The sequence below is a fragment of the Bacillus sp. BS3(2021) genome (assembly GCF_021043345.1).
Lineage (GTDB): Bacteria > Bacillota > Bacilli > Bacillales > Bacillaceae > Bacillus > Bacillus paralicheniformis.
The window spans coordinates 22,070-35,399 of the sequence record NZ_JAJNDM010000005.1 but is presented as its reverse complement, the minus strand read 5'-3'; the positions used below and the strand labels follow the sequence as shown (position 1 = coordinate 35,399).

Genomic DNA, 13,330 nt, shown 5'->3' with positions numbered 1-13,330 from the left:
TCCTTGCGGGAAAGTGGTTTTTTTATGTTCAGAATCGAAGGAGGAGCCTCGAAATGAAGTTTTCAGAAGAATGCCGAAACAGCGCTGCAAAATGGTGGGAAGGCAGTTTTGTCCATCCGTTTATTCAAGGGATTGGAGACGGCACACTTCCGGTTGATCGATTTAAATACTATGTCATGCAGGATTCCTACTATTTGACCCACTTTGCCAAAGTCCAATCCTTTGGTGCGGCATATGCTCGCGATTTATATACGACAAGCCGGATGGCTGAACACGCGAAAGGCACATATGAAGCCGAGATGTCGCTCCATAGGAAATTCACCGATCTATTGGGAATCACAAAGGAAGAACTGGAGTCGTTTCAGCCGTCGCCGACAGCGTATGCGTACACATCGCATATGTACCGTTCTGTCGTGAGCGGCAGTTTTGCGGAAATACTGGCCGCTTTGCTTCCTTGCTATTGGCTCTATTATGACGTCGGTGAGACGTTAAAAACGTGCAGGCCTGACAGCGCGGTTTATCAGGAATGGATCGCGACATACGGAGGCGACTGGTTTAAAGAACTTGTGACAGAACAGATCAACCGCTTCGATGAGCTGGCTGAAAACGCCGATGAGAAAACGCGCGCGACGATGAAGGAGAACTTCGTCATCTCCAGCTTCTACGAATACAGCTTCTGGGATATGGCCTACCAAAAAGAAAGCTGGTCAAAAAGCGGGGTGGATCAGCTTGCATCTGCACGCGATCACCGATGACAAGCACTCTGTGGAAGAGCTTGCTGCAAAAATCATCTCGATTCAAAATGCCGTTGACTTTATCCATATCAGGGAAAGATCAAAAAAAGTAAGTGAAATATCAAGTTTAATCGACCGCCTTGCGGAAGAAGGGGTTGATAAGCGGAAACTGATCATCAACGACAGGGTGGATATCGCTTTGTTTCATCACATTCACCGGGTTCAGCTGCCTTCACACGGCTTTTCCGTCAAAAGTGTGAGGAGCCGTTTTCCGCATTTGAAAATCGGAAAGTCCGTCCATTCGCCAGAAGAAGCGGTTCAGGCTGAAACTGAAGGTGCAGATTACGTGCTGTTCGGCCACATTTTTGAAACGGACTGTAAAAAGGGCCGGAAAGGAAGAGGGGCTCTCAGTCTGGCTGAAGTGAAGGCGGCTGTCCGCATTCCGGTCATTGCGATCGGGGGTATTACCGAACAACGACTGGCGGAAGTCAAAATGGCAGACGGCATCGCCGTGATGTCGGGGATCTTTTCCCATGACAGACCGGATGAGGCGGCCGCGCGGCTTGCCTGTCTCGCGAAGGGAGATTCATATGAGAAAGCGCTATGATACGATCGTGATCGGCGGAGGCATCATCGGGACATCCATCGCTTACCATCTTGCGAAAGCGGGGAAAAAAACGGCCGTGTTTGAAAGCGGAGAAGTCGGCAAAAAAGCGACGAGCGCGGCGGCGGGCATGCTCGGCGCCCATGCGGAATGCGATAAACCCGGTACCTTTTTCGAATTTGCCAGAGCCAGCCAAAAAGCCTATCAGCGGCTGACGGGCGAATTGAAAGACATAAGCGGCATCGATATCAGAAAGCATGACGGAGGGATATTAAAGCTGGCATTTTCAGAAAGCGACCGCGAACACCTGATGCAAATGGCTGCACTGGATTCAGTGGAATGGCTTGAAGCCGCTGAAGTATATGAGCTGGAACCGCATGCCGGAAAAGGGATTCTCGGCGCTAATTTCATTCGGGACGACATCCATGTCGAACCGGCCGCAGTGTGCAGGGCATTTGCCAGGGGGGCCCGGATTCTCGGTGCCGATGTCTTCGAGTTTACCCCCGTTTTATCGATCGAATCTGAAGCGGGGGCCGTCCGCGTCACTGCTGCTTCATGCACCGCGGAGGCGGAGCACGTTGTCATTGCAAGCGGTGTGTGGAGCGGTGCTTTCTTTAAACAGATCGGCATAGACAAAAGCTTTTATCCTGTCAAAGGGGAGTGCCTGTCTGTGTGGAATGACGGCATCCCTTTGACGAGGACGCTTTACCATAATCATTGCTACATCGTTCCGCGCCATAGCGGAAAGCTTGTCGTCGGCGCGACAATGAAGCCCGGGGATTGGAATGAACAGCCGGAACTTGGCGGAATCGAGGAGTTGATCCGAAAGGCCAAGTCGATGCTCCCTGACATTGAATCCATGAACATCGACCAATGCTGGGCCGGATTGCGCCCGGAAACAGGGGATGGCAATCCATATATCGGCAGACACCCTGAAAATGACCGGATATTGTTTGCTGCCGGACATTTCAGAAACGGCATCCTCCTGGCACCTGCAACCAGTGAGATGATAGCTGACATGATCCTCGGCAATCCGGTCAAAACAGAGTGGGCCGAGGCGTTTAAAGCGGAGCGAAAGGAGGCTGTGCACAGGTGAACATTCAGCTCAACGGCCGGAAAATAGAGTGGAGAGATGACGGCGGCACGATTTACGATTTGCTCGCATCCTACAGTTTGGAAAATCGTGTTGTCGTTGTTGAAAGAAACAGGCAGATTATCGGAAAAGACCAATATCAAACAGTCAAACTGGAAGAACACGATGTCATCGAAATCGTTCATTTTGTCGGAGGGGGATAAACCGTTATGTTAAAAATCGCAGATCGTCAATTCTCATCAAGATTATTGCTCGGCACAGGGAAGTATCCGTCATTTGAAATTCAAAAAGAGGCTGTCAGTGCATCTGAATCGGAGATCCTGACCTTTGCCGTCAGACGGATGAATATTTTTGAAGAATCTCAGCCTAATTTTTTGGAGCAGCTTGATTTAAGCCGTTATACGCTTTTGCCGAATACGGCCGGAGCAAAAACGGCTGAGGAAGCCGTCCGGATCGCCAAGCTTGCTAAAGCGAGCGGTCTTTGCGACATGATCAAAGTCGAAGTGATCGGCTGTGACCGTTCGCTTCTGCCTGACCCGGTAGAAACGCTGAAGGCGTCAGAAGCCTTGCTTGAAGAAGGCTTCATTGTGCTGCCGTATACATCGGACGATGTCGTCCTTGCGAGAAAGCTTGAAGAGCTCGGCGTACACGCCATTATGCCCGGGGCCTCTCCAATCGGTTCGGGACAGGGAATCGTCAATCCGCTTAACCTGTCGTTCATCATTGAACAGGCTAAGGTTCCCGTAATCGTGGATGCCGGAATCGGTTCTCCGAAAGATGCGGCATACGCAATGGAACTCGGCGCTGACGGAGTGCTTTTGAACACGGCAGTGAGCGGGGCGAAAGATCCGGTCCAAATGGCGAAGGCTATGAAGCTCGCCGTTGAAGCGGGCAGACTCGGATACCTTGCCGGACGAATTCCGGAAAAGAACTACGGCATCGCCAGCAGTCCTGAAGAAGGGAAGTTGACGATTTGACAGGCAGGTATTCAAGACAGGAGCTTTTTCACCCGATCGGACCGGACGGCCAGGAAAAATTAAGTCGGGCCCGCGTCCTGGTGATCGGTGCGGGGGCATTGGGCGCGGCCAGCGCAGAAATGCTGGTGAGGGCCGGAGTCGGTTCGCTGACGATTGCCGACAGGGATTATGTGGAATGGAGCAATCTCCAGCGCCAGCAGCTCTATACGGAACAGGATGTGGTTGATCATATGCCAAAGGCAGCCGCTGCCGAAAAAAGGCTGCGCCTGATCAACAGCTCTGTTCAAGTGACCGGCATTGTAGCAGATGTTACCGCGGAAAAAGCGCTCGAGCTTGCGGAGAAAGCGTCCCTGATCGTCGATGCGACCGATAATTTTGAAACGCGGCTGATCATGAACGATGCGGCGGTCAAGTTAGGCATCCCTTTTCTGTACGGCGCGTGTGTCGCAAGCTATGGCATCACATATACCGTCATTCCGGGGAAAACGCCGTGCCTTCACTGTCTTTTGGGGCATTTGCCCGCGAATACCATGACGTGCGACACAGCAGGGGTGATCGGTCCGGTTGTTCAGCAGGTTGCCGCTTACCAGGTAACAGATGCCCTGAAGCTGCTGACAGGGCATGAACCGTCAGGAATGCTTCGCTCATTTGATATTTGGACAAATGAGCGCTCTGAAGTCCGGGCTGACGCGCTTAAACATGGCTCGTGTCCGACGTGCGGAAAAGGCGAGTTTCCGTTTCTTTCAGCTGAAAACGAAACAAAAGCAGCCGTTCTTTGCGGCAGACAAACGGTTCAGATCAGGCCGGCCGCGGAACAGCCGCCGGAGCTGGAGCCGCTTGCCGCCAGATTAAAAAAAGCCGGTTTGGATGTGACGGGAAATCCTTATTTATTATCTTGCCGTACGGAGGATTTTAAGTTCGTGATTTTTCGGGACGGACGCGCTTTGATTCACGGAACGAACGATATCAATCGCGCGAAAACGATATATCACAGGTGGATTGGCTAAAGGCCGAAGGGAGTGCAAACATCATGAGCATATACAAAGCATTAACAATCGCCGGGTCGGATTCAGGAGGCGGCGCCGGCATTCAAGCCGACATTAAAACATTTCAGGAGCTTGGCGTCTTCGGCATGACGGCTTTGACAGCGGTCACTGCGCAAAATACAACAGGGGTTCACGGCGTCTACCCGCTATCTCCGGAAGCACTCGGCACGCAGATTGATGCAGTGGCGGAAGATTTAAAACCTGACGCCGTGAAAACAGGGATGCTGTGGAGCGCGGAGATGATTGAGGTCATTGCTGAAAAAATTGCAACATACGAGCTTAAACGTGTGATTGTCGATCCTGTCATGATCGCCAAAGGCGGCGCTTCACTATTGAATGAGGAAGCAGTTGAAACATTGAAACGGCACTTGCTTCCGCTTGCTTATGCGGTAACGCCGAACATACCCGAAGCCGAAGTGCTGACAGGGCGAAGCATTCAAACAATGGAAGACCGCAAAAAAGCGGCTCGTGAATTGCATGAAATGGGCGTCCGCAACATTATCATCAAGGGAGGGCATCAGCCCGAGGATGGCAAAGTAACCGATCTCCTCTTCAATGGAGAGGTGTTCACGGAAAAAACGAACACCTATATTAAGACGAAAAATACCCATGGAACAGGCTGCACATTTGCCGCCGCTCTTACCGCGGAAACAGCGAAAGGAAACGGCATTCAAGGAGCTTTCCGCATCGCTGAGGCTTTCGTCCACGAAGCGGTTGCACACAGCCTTGATTTCGGAGCCGGCCACGGACCGACCAACCATTTTGCATATCAAAAGATATCCAATGCAGGGTTGGAACTGTAGTCCCGCAATAAAAATGAATTAATATCGCGGCAGACATCAAAAACGGTCTCTGCCGCTTTTTATATTCTGAAATTGTCAGCCTGCTATTAATTGTGATACTATATATTATGATCAGGTACTAATAAAATGTTAATCATTAGGAGGATTTCATACATATGAATTTATCACTGGAAGGCCGGAATATCGTCGTCATGGGTGTAGCAAATAAACGAAGCATCGCTTGGGGAATCGCCCGCTCGCTTCACAATGCAGGCGCAAGACTGATTTTTACGTATGCGGGTGAGCGGCTTGAAAAATCGGTCAAGGAGCTGGCCGATTCTTTGGAGCGGAATGATTCAATCGTACTTCCTTGTGATGTCACAAATGACCAGGAAATTGAAGCGTGCTTCGCCGACATCAAAAAAGAAGTCGGGGTCATCCACGGCATTGCACACTGCATCGCTTTCGCAAACAAAGAAGACTTGGCTGGAGAATACTTAAATACCACCCGCGACGGTTTTCTGCTCGCACACAATATCAGCTCTTACTCACTGACAGCGGTCGCTAAAGCGGCGCGCGGCATTATGACTGAAGGCGGAAGCATCGTCACGCTGACATACCTTGGCGGCGAGCGCGTTGTATCCAACTACAATGTCATGGGTGTTGCGAAAGCATCGCTTGATGCCAGCGTCAAATACTTGGCGAGCGATCTCGGAAAAGACGGAATCCGCGTCAACAGCATTTCCGCAGGGCCGATCCGGACATTGTCCGCAAAAGGAATCAGCGACTTCAACTCGATTTTAAAAGAAATCGAAGAACGCGCACCGCTTCGCCGCACGACGACTCCGGAAGAAGTCGGCGACACGGCTGCTTTCCTGTTCAGCGACCTTTCCCGCGGTATGACCGGCGAAAACCTGCATGTTGATTCAGGCTATCATATCATCGCGCGATAACATAACGCTAAAAAGCAATCCGTTAAAGGATTGCTTTTTCTTTTCTTCTGATTTCTCCTTTTTTGCATATAGATATACCATGAACAGATCGGAGGGATCAAGATGTCTAGCAGAAAAAACGATGCGGAGCAAAAGCCGCTCATGTATATTGTGCAGCCGGACTATGATAAGGCAGAAGCGAACATGCAGGATATTCTGATTAAAAGAAAGAAGAAAGCAAAGCCCGACGCTTCCGAACAAAAAGCCCGGCGAAAGGAACAGCAGGATGAAGCCGTCCGGCCAGACGAAAAGGACGGCGTCGAAGCGGTGCTTAGCGATGAGACGAATCGGTCCGAAAAAGGAGTCAAACCGATTAAAAAGCCGCTCAGCAAGATGACCATCGCCGAGAAAATCGACTTTTTGGCAAGCCTTCCCGGCAATATGCCGAAAACTCTTTGCCTCATTGAAGCAGACGGGAAGACATACAGAGGAACGATCGCCGGAAAGAAAGGCGGTTCCGTATTTGTCAAAACGTCGAGCAAAGGGGCTCCGGCGGAACTGCCGATCGAGAGTATTACTTCCCTGCACCCGCTCGGCTTTTAAATTACACGATAAAAAAAGTCCCGATTCAGGGACTTTTTAATTTGAACGATTGATCAGTTGCGGATTTAAGCATTCGATCGCACAGAAGCATTCCAGATCCACTTCAATGCAGAAATTTGTTTTTTCCAAGCGGAACACATCGCAAATTTTGTCTTTATCTTCTGTGAAATCGAGAACGCGGCGATTTTCATCAAAGGCAATCAACAGTCTCAATGTAGCGCAGCAGTCGTCAATTTTTTCAACTCTGAAAAACACGGTGCTGAAGCAAGGGCCTGCCTGAAGCTCTCCGACATTTCCAAAGGCTACGAACGGCTTAGACTTTGAAGTGTATAAAATAAACGGAATGGTGTCGCCTAAGTGTCTCGAAGGGGAAAGCAGGTTGCTGAAACAGCTTGTCGGGCAGCCTTCTTCCTCAATGGCGTTTTGCAGATCGTGAATGTTTTCAACGGCTTCGCACACGCAGTTTTCGGCTGAACATTTCGTCATGTTATGATCCCTCCTAGTTCAGGATTTAAAAATTCATTTTTCGGCCTGGCTTTTCTATTGGTAAAAGGAGCTGCCGAAAGCCGGCAGCTTTCGTGAAAAGACTGGCATCAAGCCGATCATAACAGCCGGCTTGATGCAGTCCGACACCTTTTAACCGTGGTGCTGATTGTGTTTTTTGTCTGCTGCGCGATCAACTAGTTCAGGTGACAGACATTGAATCGCGCAGAAACAAGTCAAGTCAACCTCGATGCAAAAGTCCGTTTTCTCAAGCCCGAAAAAGTCAGGGTCACAAGGATGGCAGACGCTTAATGTGTCGCCGTTTATGTCCACAGGCCTCAGGATTGAAAGCGTTGCACAGCAATCTTTTAGACTTTCTGCCCGGAAGAAAATCGATTCGAAGCACTGCATATCATCTGAAAATCCGCCGACATTTCCAAATGTTGAAAATAAACCGCCTTTTTTGTCGTACAAAAGGAACGGAATGGTGTCTTTACCGGAAACCGTCGGACTCAGCAGATTGCCGAAGCAGCTCGTCGGACATGTTTCTTCAACTGCATCCTGTTCTTTTATAATTTGTTCTACTGCATCGCATACACAATTTTCATGCCGGCCATGATGTTTTCCGCAGCTCATGGATTTCAGCTCCTTTTTATAGGGATATTTGACTTTAGTCTTTAACAACATATGTACCCGTGCCCTTGTTGGTGTGGGTAATCGTCTATAAAAATGAAGAAAAGCAGAGCTTGATGGCTCTGCTTTTTTGTATTAAAGGAGTCCGACGATAAGTGTTGCGATAACAACGGTAAGCGTTTGGACAGCTGTAGAGACCAAGACGGCGACATCGGTATCTTCTGTTGTAACTGTGACATCGCGTGAATTGTCGATAATTAATTTTTGACGGTTTGTTTGCTTGTTTGCTGTTACCTGCAGCAAGTCTTGTGATACAAGCTCGGCAAGATCAGCATCGTCAATGATTGCCAGAACGATTGTAACAATTGCCGTCTGCACCGCAGTCATAACAGATGCGACAACTTGAGTATCCTCTGTAGAGACTCGGATATCGCAAGAATCCTTGATGATGATTGTCTCATCTGATAGCTGTTTGTTCAGGTTGAGCTGGTCGAGCTCCTGATTGATAAATGCATCGTGTTTACCGCATTTGCAGTTGTAATCGTCACAAACGTGTTTCTTAGGGTGTCTCGGATAATATTCAGTTCCCGGATGCTCGCATTCTGGATCTAGTGCAACCCAAGAATATGGTCTAGTTTCCATTTGTTTTCCTCCTTCCATTTACTATTATTAAATGTTTGAAGGCTCGAACTTGTATATGGCAGATACCCTACTCCAAATCCCCATTTTTTTCTTCGGTTTGGGCGGTGTTCTCCTGCTGCCTTCTTTGTCTCAGCTTTTCTCTTAATTTATTTTTACCTGAACGTTCTCTTCTTCGTCTCGGGCGTTCTTCGGATTGTGATGATGATTCATTGTTCGCTTCTTTCTTCTTTTCCTGCTGCCGCTGGATGAGAGCCTCGGACTGCGCCTTTAAATCTTCGAGTATTTTTAAGATGTTTTCTTTTTCTTCCTCAGACAGCGTTCGCACATTGTCTTTTGAAACGCCGTGTTTTCTAAGGATATTTTGCACAAGCGTATTTGTCAGCGGATTTACTTCCGCTTTAAGCTTTTCGCGATCTGCCAATTGTTTTTCACCTCAATTTCTCAAAAAATATTAGAAAGAAAGGAAGGCTTAAAGTATGTCAAGCTCTGTGATAAGCGCGATCAGCACTTCGGTTAAAACTTGGACGGAAAGCAGGATCTCCAGCGAGGAAAGCGTAATGGTGACATTGCGGCTGCCGATGACTTTGATGATGACTCTTCTCCTGCTTTGCAGCCTGTGTACGGCTAAAACATGTTCTGTTACGATGTCTGCTGTATCCTCGTCTTCGATCGCAAGCTGAGCCGATAAAATCGTCAAAGAGATCACAGTGGCTTGTAAAGAGAGAGCTGCTGTTATGTTTGCCGTGTTTACAGTGACATGTTCGGAATCAATCACTTCAATGAGCTGGTCATATTCCCGGTATAATTCGTCAAATGTTTCTGCGTACAGCGCTTCGGCTTTTTCATGAAACGACATAACTTTCACTCCTTTCTTATCCACACTTTATTAAATGCAGACCGGTAACTTAGCGGAATGAGGAAAACATACATTTCAGCACCCAAATTTGCTGTTTTAGGGAAGGCGGTTCCGGCATATATTTGGAAGCAGGAAAGGGGGAGCCCTGTGATACAAAGCTGGCTTTTATATATTCTATTTTCTATCGCGGTATTTCGGCTGACACGGCTGGTCGTGTTTGATACGATCATGGCGCCGTTTAGAAGCCTGTTTCACGAAGAGGTTGAAGAAAAAAACGAAAAAACGGGAGAGACCGAGACGTATCTTGTCATGAAAGGAAAAGGCGTGAGAGCGTGGATCGGCGAGCTGTTGAGCTGTTATTGGTGCACGGGTGTGTGGTGTACCGCGTTTTTGCTTGTTCTTTACGCATTTGTTCCGACCATTGCCGAATGGCTGATTCTTCTGCTTGCCATAGCAGGCCTTGCTGGGGTACTGGAAACGATCGTGTCCAAATGGCTCGATTGAATGGGGATTTATCATTGGCAACTTATGAAAAGAAGACTCATATAATGGCGTATAAGCATGAGAAAGGAAGGAATGCAATGAGACAAGTGAAAAGAAGGCAGCAAGGCCGATTAACGAACGCTTCCAGCAATCATCAGTCCACTTTCTCAAAAAAAGTGAAGAAAAAAGGCTGCGGATGCGGCAAAAAAAAGAGAACCTATTAATATCAAAAAAAGCCGGATACAGTCCGGTTTTTTTGTTGCCAATTTTTCTTCTGATGCATACACCATCATAAGGGGGAAAAGCGATGAATGTATTTGAACAGCTGGTTGAATCAATATGCCGCAAGCACGATCAAACGCAAGCCGGCCATGACCGGGTGATCTTTGAGCAGCAGAAGGAACTGGAGACATTTGACCGTTCTGCCGAACAGTTCGGCAGGCAGGTCGAAGCGTTTGCAGAGAATGCTGAAAAATGGCTGGGAGAGGACGTGAGTCTGCCGGGCATCTATAAATAATCCACGGAAGCCCTATGCATCAATCCAAGCGAATCCTATCAACTGTCATATCGTGTAGAGAGAAAAGGAGGTGCTTTAGATGGGCTTTTGTGGCGGAGGCTACGGCGGCGGCTACAGCGGAGGCTATGGCGGCGGCTATGGTTCAACGTTTGTATTGATCGTTGTCTTGTTTATTCTTCTCATTATTGTCGGCGCTTCTTTTAGATATTAGTTTTTGAGTTGAAGCGAAGAGGGCGGCGGCATGTGTGCCGGGTCCTCTTCTTTTTGAACGGGAAAAGCACAAGGCTTTTCAAAGATGCATAAGATAGCGTATCACTCCCAAAAAGGAGGCATAGGTATGGACAATCAATTTTTCAAAAACATCGAAAAGAAAACGGGCGTCAGCATGAATGACGTCATGCAGCTCGCAAATTCGCTGCAAAATGCCAACTTCAAGGATGAAAAAACGGTCCGCAGCGTGATTAAGCGCGTCGCTAAATTGGCGAACAAACGGGTTCCGCAGGAAATGGAAGATAAGATTGTTGAATCCATTGTAAGCGGCAAGGAAAAAATGGATTTCAACACGATCGCGAAAATGATGAACAGCAAAAAATAAACACCGCGCCTTCCGATAAAAGGAGGGCACGGTGTCTTTTATTGCAGCTGGACCTGGGGATTCGGGCGTAAAACAGGCTGTAAAAACCTTGAGCGGTATGCCGTTCTGCCCCTTCTGACGGAAGGGACGCTGATATACAGGCGATCCTCGGCCCGGGTCATGGCGACATACAGCAGCCTCCGCTCTTCTTCAAGAGCGGTTTCGTCGCCTTTTCTCGCTGTCTCCAGGGCAAAGTCATGCGGAATCGAGCCGTCCTGCACCCCCAGGATATAGACCGTTTTGAATTCAAGCCCTTTCGCACGGTGGATTGTTAAAAGCTGAACACCGTATCCGTCAGCTTTTTGCTTTTCCGCTGCTCTCATATGATCGACATGCTCAAGAAATTCGGGGATCGTTTTGAATTTTTTTGCCGCTGTTTTGAGATCCCGCAGATCGTCAGACCCTTTTTCGAGCTTGTTTCCTTCGTTACCGCGCTTTTTCAAGTAATCGGAAAAGCCCATTTTTTCCTCTGCGAAAGAGATTGCTTCAACCGGTTTCATCGTTTTTAAGCCTGTGAAAAAAGGAACGATTTTCTTTATTTTATCAAGTTGAAACGGTTTGATGTCGGTTAGTTTTTCAAGCGCGTGAACCATCGTGCAATCTTCGGTAATCGAGAGCGCTTTAAGCGTATTTAATGCGGACTGCTTGAGAAAGAGGGCGGGTAAAATCTGTTTGACGGCTTCCGCGTCATCCTGATTTTGGCTTAAGTAGAGATAAGCCAGCATCTGCCGGACGATTCTCCTGCTGTAAAACGACCGGACGCCTTGTTCAGCCGTGTACGGAATAGCCGACTGGTGCAGACGTTCAAAGATTGCGCGCCCGCTGCTGTTTGTTCGGTATAGGATGGCGAAGTCATCAGGCTTAGCGCCCATTTCAATTTTTTCTTGGATATCAGAGACGATCATAATCGCTTCTTCCTCTTCATCATAAGGATAAAATATAAGCGGTTTTTGGCGGTCATCTCTCGCGGCACTTAATGTTTTCGGAAAACGCTTTTTATTTTTCCTCACGACCATATCGGCGCTTGCCACAATCGGATGGCTCGATCTGTAATTCGTCGTGAGGCGGACCGTTTTCGCCTTCGGATAATCTTTTTCAAAATCGAGTATAAAAGAAGGGCTGCTGCCTCTGAACGCGTAGATTGACTGGTCATCATCCCCGACACAGGTCAGGTTGTTTTCCGGGCTCGCCAACAGCTTGATGATGGCATACTGAACAGGGTTAATGTCCTGAAATTCGTCGATCAAAATCGCGTGAAAGCGCGTCTGATATCGTTTTAAAATGTCTGGCTGTTCTTGAAACAGCTGCCAGCATGCAGATGCCATATCGTCGAAATCGAATTGGCGCCGCGCAGCTTTTTGTTCTTCATATTGACGGTACAGCCGGTGAACCCGCTTTTCCCATTCGTCTTCCAGCGGAATCTGTTCGCCCGGAAGATAAGCGTTCTTCCAGTAGCCGATCTGCTGGATCGCCTGATCAACCGGAAAATCTTTTTCATCAAGCCCTTCTTCGGCAAGGGCCATTTTGATGTATTGTTCTTTTTGCCATTCCCATTTCAGCAGGTGCTCGCCATTCCATCTTGCCGGATCATGGTGATAAAGAATTTTGTAGAAAAAGCTGTGGAAGGTGCCTGTCACGAGGCGGTTCACAGTCTGCATCGGCAATCCGTATTGCGAGGCCATCCGCTCTTTCATTTCTTTCACGGCTTTTGTCGTGAATGTGACGAGCAAAATGGCGGAAGGCGGGATATCGAGCCGGGATATCATATAAGCCGCTCGCGCGGTTAATACCCGTGTTTTTCCGCTTCCCGCGCCGGCCAGAACGAGAAGGGGTTCTTCGGGGGCCGTCACGGCGGTAAGCTGTTTCTCATTCAGCGGCACATTCGGAAAGACCGGTTCCGGGGCCGTTTCTTCCGCTGGGGAGAAAGGAGAATGGAGGGAAGCTTCGCGAGGCGGCGTCCAGAAGTCCGCATCCGTCTTCTTTTCCTCTCCGATCGCTTTGCCTTTCGGGAGACGGAACACGCCGCTTTCTGTATAGTCGTTCTGTCTGGTTTGCTCTGTCTTCTCGTTTAAGCAAGCTGCTTCACATTGAGAAAAATCCCCGTTTTCCCGGTGGAAAAAATGTGGTTCTTCATGAATCGACAATTTCAGTCTGAGAGGCAAGCCGCAATGTTTACACGTGATTCTGTCTTTTCTTGCTTCATCAAAGAGGAATTGCAGGTGTTCTCTCGAATATGTATGTATATGAATGTCTCGGTTATTGAATCGGGCGCATTTCAAAAAGAGGTCCTCCAATTAATGGGTAATCGTCT

The 13,330-nt window shown here is 48.5% G+C and carries 20 protein-coding genes; 14 read left to right on the top strand and 6 right to left on the bottom strand.

Annotated features, from left to right (window positions below):
• Positions 1 to 53 precede the first annotated feature (53 nt).
• From tenA to LQ247_RS12220, 9 genes are all read left to right on the top strand, one after another.
• On the top strand, positions 54 to 755 hold the full coding sequence (gene tenA, locus LQ247_RS12260; RefSeq protein ID WP_144497785.1) for a thiaminase II: 702 nt from the start codon (positions 54 to 56) through the stop codon (positions 753 to 755).
• Positions 730 to 1,341, top strand: coding sequence for a thiazole tautomerase TenI (tenI, locus tag LQ247_RS12255; RefSeq protein ID WP_023856672.1), 612 nt, complete (start codon positions 730 to 732; stop codon positions 1,339 to 1,341). The genes tenA and tenI overlap by 26 nt, the downstream gene beginning before the upstream one ends.
• Positions 1,325 to 2,434 carry a glycine oxidase ThiO gene (gene thiO / locus LQ247_RS12250; RefSeq protein WP_231006117.1) on the top strand — a complete coding sequence of 370 codons (1,110 nt, stop codon included), beginning with the start codon at positions 1,325 to 1,327 and terminating at the stop codon, positions 2,432 to 2,434. Before tenI ends, thiO begins: the two co-directional genes overlap by 17 nt.
• Positions 2,431 to 2,634: a sulfur carrier protein ThiS gene (gene thiS / locus LQ247_RS12245; protein WP_020450956.1), complete on the top strand. Its 204-nt coding sequence runs from the start codon at positions 2,431 to 2,433 to the stop codon at positions 2,632 to 2,634. Before thiO ends, thiS begins: the two co-directional genes overlap by 4 nt.
• A gap of 6 nt (positions 2,635 to 2,640) precedes the next feature.
• Positions 2,641 to 3,408: a thiazole synthase gene (locus LQ247_RS12240; RefSeq protein WP_020450957.1), complete on the top strand. Its 768-nt coding sequence runs from the start codon at positions 2,641 to 2,643 to the stop codon at positions 3,406 to 3,408.
• Positions 3,405 to 4,415 carry a thiazole biosynthesis adenylyltransferase ThiF gene (locus tag LQ247_RS12235; RefSeq protein ID WP_020450958.1) on the top strand — a complete coding sequence of 337 codons (1,011 nt, stop codon included), beginning with the start codon at positions 3,405 to 3,407 and terminating at the stop codon, positions 4,413 to 4,415. The genes LQ247_RS12240 and LQ247_RS12235 overlap by 4 nt, the downstream gene beginning before the upstream one ends.
• A gap of 23 nt (positions 4,416 to 4,438) precedes the next feature.
• On the top strand, positions 4,439 to 5,257 hold the full coding sequence (gene thiD, locus LQ247_RS12230) for a bifunctional hydroxymethylpyrimidine kinase/phosphomethylpyrimidine kinase (protein WP_231006116.1): 819 nt from the start codon (positions 4,439 to 4,441) through the stop codon (positions 5,255 to 5,257).
• Positions 5,258 to 5,412: 155 nt separating this feature from the next.
• On the top strand, positions 5,413 to 6,189 hold the full coding sequence (gene fabI, locus LQ247_RS12225; RefSeq protein WP_003180687.1) for an enoyl-ACP reductase FabI: 777 nt from the start codon (positions 5,413 to 5,415) through the stop codon (positions 6,187 to 6,189).
• Positions 6,190 to 6,291: 102 nt separating this feature from the next.
• A complete protein-coding gene (locus LQ247_RS12220) occupies positions 6,292 to 6,771 on the top strand; it encodes a CotO family spore coat protein (RefSeq protein ID WP_231006115.1) in 480 nt (159 codons plus the stop codon).
• A 36-nt stretch (positions 6,772 to 6,807) separates the two neighbouring features.
• On the opposite strand, the gene LQ247_RS12215 is transcribed toward LQ247_RS12220, so the two are convergent.
• From LQ247_RS12215 to LQ247_RS12195, 5 genes are all read right to left on the bottom strand, one after another.
• Complete coding sequence (locus tag LQ247_RS12215; RefSeq protein WP_023856676.1) at positions 6,808 to 7,257, bottom strand: CotY/CotZ family spore coat protein; 450 nt, start codon at positions 7,255 to 7,257, stop codon at positions 6,808 to 6,810.
• Positions 7,258 to 7,407: 150 nt separating this feature from the next.
• Positions 7,408 to 7,890 (bottom strand): CotY/CotZ family spore coat protein, encoded by a 483-nt coding sequence (locus LQ247_RS12210; protein WP_003180694.1) that lies wholly within the window; start codon positions 7,888 to 7,890, stop codon positions 7,408 to 7,410.
• Positions 7,891 to 8,022: 132 nt separating this feature from the next.
• On the bottom strand, positions 8,023 to 8,529 hold the full coding sequence (locus LQ247_RS12205) for a spore coat protein (RefSeq protein ID WP_003180696.1): 507 nt from the start codon (positions 8,527 to 8,529) through the stop codon (positions 8,023 to 8,025).
• 67 nt (positions 8,530 to 8,596) lie between these two features.
• The gene (locus tag LQ247_RS12200) at positions 8,597 to 8,950 is read right to left on the bottom strand and encodes a hypothetical protein (protein WP_003180698.1); all 354 of its coding nucleotides are present in this window, start codon (positions 8,948 to 8,950) and stop codon (positions 8,597 to 8,599) included.
• A gap of 48 nt (positions 8,951 to 8,998) precedes the next feature.
• Positions 8,999 to 9,385 carry a spore coat protein gene (locus LQ247_RS12195; RefSeq protein ID WP_003180700.1) on the bottom strand — a complete coding sequence of 129 codons (387 nt, stop codon included), beginning with the start codon at positions 9,383 to 9,385 and terminating at the stop codon, positions 8,999 to 9,001.
• Between the two features lie 147 nt (positions 9,386 to 9,532).
• On the opposite strand from LQ247_RS12195, the gene LQ247_RS12190 reads away from it, so the two are divergent.
• The 5 genes from LQ247_RS12190 (at position 9,533) to LQ247_RS12175 (ending at position 10,980) form a co-directional block, all read left to right on the top strand.
• On the top strand, positions 9,533 to 9,889 hold the full coding sequence (locus LQ247_RS12190) for a DUF1360 domain-containing protein (protein ID WP_003180704.1): 357 nt from the start codon (positions 9,533 to 9,535) through the stop codon (positions 9,887 to 9,889).
• A gap of 77 nt (positions 9,890 to 9,966) precedes the next feature.
• Positions 9,967 to 10,092 carry a hypothetical protein gene (locus tag LQ247_RS22060; protein ID WP_254926386.1) on the top strand — a complete coding sequence of 42 codons (126 nt, stop codon included), beginning with the start codon at positions 9,967 to 9,969 and terminating at the stop codon, positions 10,090 to 10,092.
• An 83-nt stretch (positions 10,093 to 10,175) separates the two neighbouring features.
• The gene (locus LQ247_RS12185) at positions 10,176 to 10,385 is read left to right on the top strand and encodes a hypothetical protein (protein WP_020450964.1); all 210 of its coding nucleotides are present in this window, start codon (positions 10,176 to 10,178) and stop codon (positions 10,383 to 10,385) included.
• A gap of 79 nt (positions 10,386 to 10,464) precedes the next feature.
• Positions 10,465 to 10,596 carry a YjcZ family sporulation protein gene (locus LQ247_RS12180; RefSeq protein WP_035338956.1) on the top strand — a complete coding sequence of 44 codons (132 nt, stop codon included), beginning with the start codon at positions 10,465 to 10,467 and terminating at the stop codon, positions 10,594 to 10,596.
• A gap of 126 nt (positions 10,597 to 10,722) precedes the next feature.
• Positions 10,723 to 10,980 carry a stage VI sporulation protein F gene (locus LQ247_RS12175; RefSeq protein ID WP_003180710.1) on the top strand — a complete coding sequence of 86 codons (258 nt, stop codon included), beginning with the start codon at positions 10,723 to 10,725 and terminating at the stop codon, positions 10,978 to 10,980.
• Positions 10,981 to 11,018: 38 nt separating this feature from the next.
• On the opposite strand, the gene LQ247_RS12170 is transcribed toward LQ247_RS12175, so the two are convergent.
• Complete coding sequence (locus tag LQ247_RS12170) at positions 11,019 to 13,298, bottom strand: ATP-dependent helicase (RefSeq protein ID WP_145645439.1); 2,280 nt, start codon at positions 13,296 to 13,298, stop codon at positions 11,019 to 11,021.
• Positions 13,299 to 13,330: the final 32 nt, after the last annotated feature.

Bases quoted from the DNA above. Each gene is read 5' to 3' on its own strand.
- LQ247_RS12175 (WP_003180710.1), top strand. From the start codon at position 10,723: ATGGACAATCAATTTTTCAAAAACATCGAAAAGAAAACGGGCGTCAGC.
- LQ247_RS12240 (WP_020450957.1), top strand. From the start codon at position 2,641: ATGTTAAAAATCGCAGATCGTCAATTCTCATCAAGATTATTGCTCGGC.
- LQ247_RS12215 (WP_023856676.1), bottom strand. From the start codon at position 7,257: ATGACGAAATGTTCAGCCGAAAACTGCGTGTGCGAAGCCGTTGAAAAC.
- LQ247_RS12195 (WP_003180700.1), bottom strand. From the start codon at position 9,385: ATGTCGTTTCATGAAAAAGCCGAAGCGCTGTACGCAGAAACATTTGAC.
- thiO (WP_231006117.1), top strand. From the start codon at position 1,325: ATGAGAAAGCGCTATGATACGATCGTGATCGGCGGAGGCATCATCGGG.
- fabI (WP_003180687.1), top strand. From the start codon at position 5,413: ATGAATTTATCACTGGAAGGCCGGAATATCGTCGTCATGGGTGTAGCA.
- tenA (WP_144497785.1), top strand. From the start codon at position 54: ATGAAGTTTTCAGAAGAATGCCGAAACAGCGCTGCAAAATGGTGGGAA.
- LQ247_RS12210 (WP_003180694.1), bottom strand. From the start codon at position 7,890: ATGAGCTGCGGAAAACATCATGGCCGGCATGAAAATTGTGTATGCGAT.
- thiD (WP_231006116.1), top strand. From the start codon at position 4,439: ATGAGCATATACAAAGCATTAACAATCGCCGGGTCGGATTCAGGAGGC.
- LQ247_RS22060 (WP_254926386.1), top strand. From the start codon at position 9,967: ATGAGACAAGTGAAAAGAAGGCAGCAAGGCCGATTAACGAACGCTTCC.
- LQ247_RS12185 (WP_020450964.1), top strand. From the start codon at position 10,176: ATGAATGTATTTGAACAGCTGGTTGAATCAATATGCCGCAAGCACGAT.
- LQ247_RS12205 (WP_003180696.1), bottom strand. From the start codon at position 8,529: ATGGAAACTAGACCATATTCTTGGGTTGCACTAGATCCAGAATGCGAG.
- LQ247_RS12180 (WP_035338956.1), top strand. From the start codon at position 10,465: ATGGGCTTTTGTGGCGGAGGCTACGGCGGCGGCTACAGCGGAGGCTAT.
- LQ247_RS12220 (WP_231006115.1), top strand. From the start codon at position 6,292: ATGTCTAGCAGAAAAAACGATGCGGAGCAAAAGCCGCTCATGTATATT.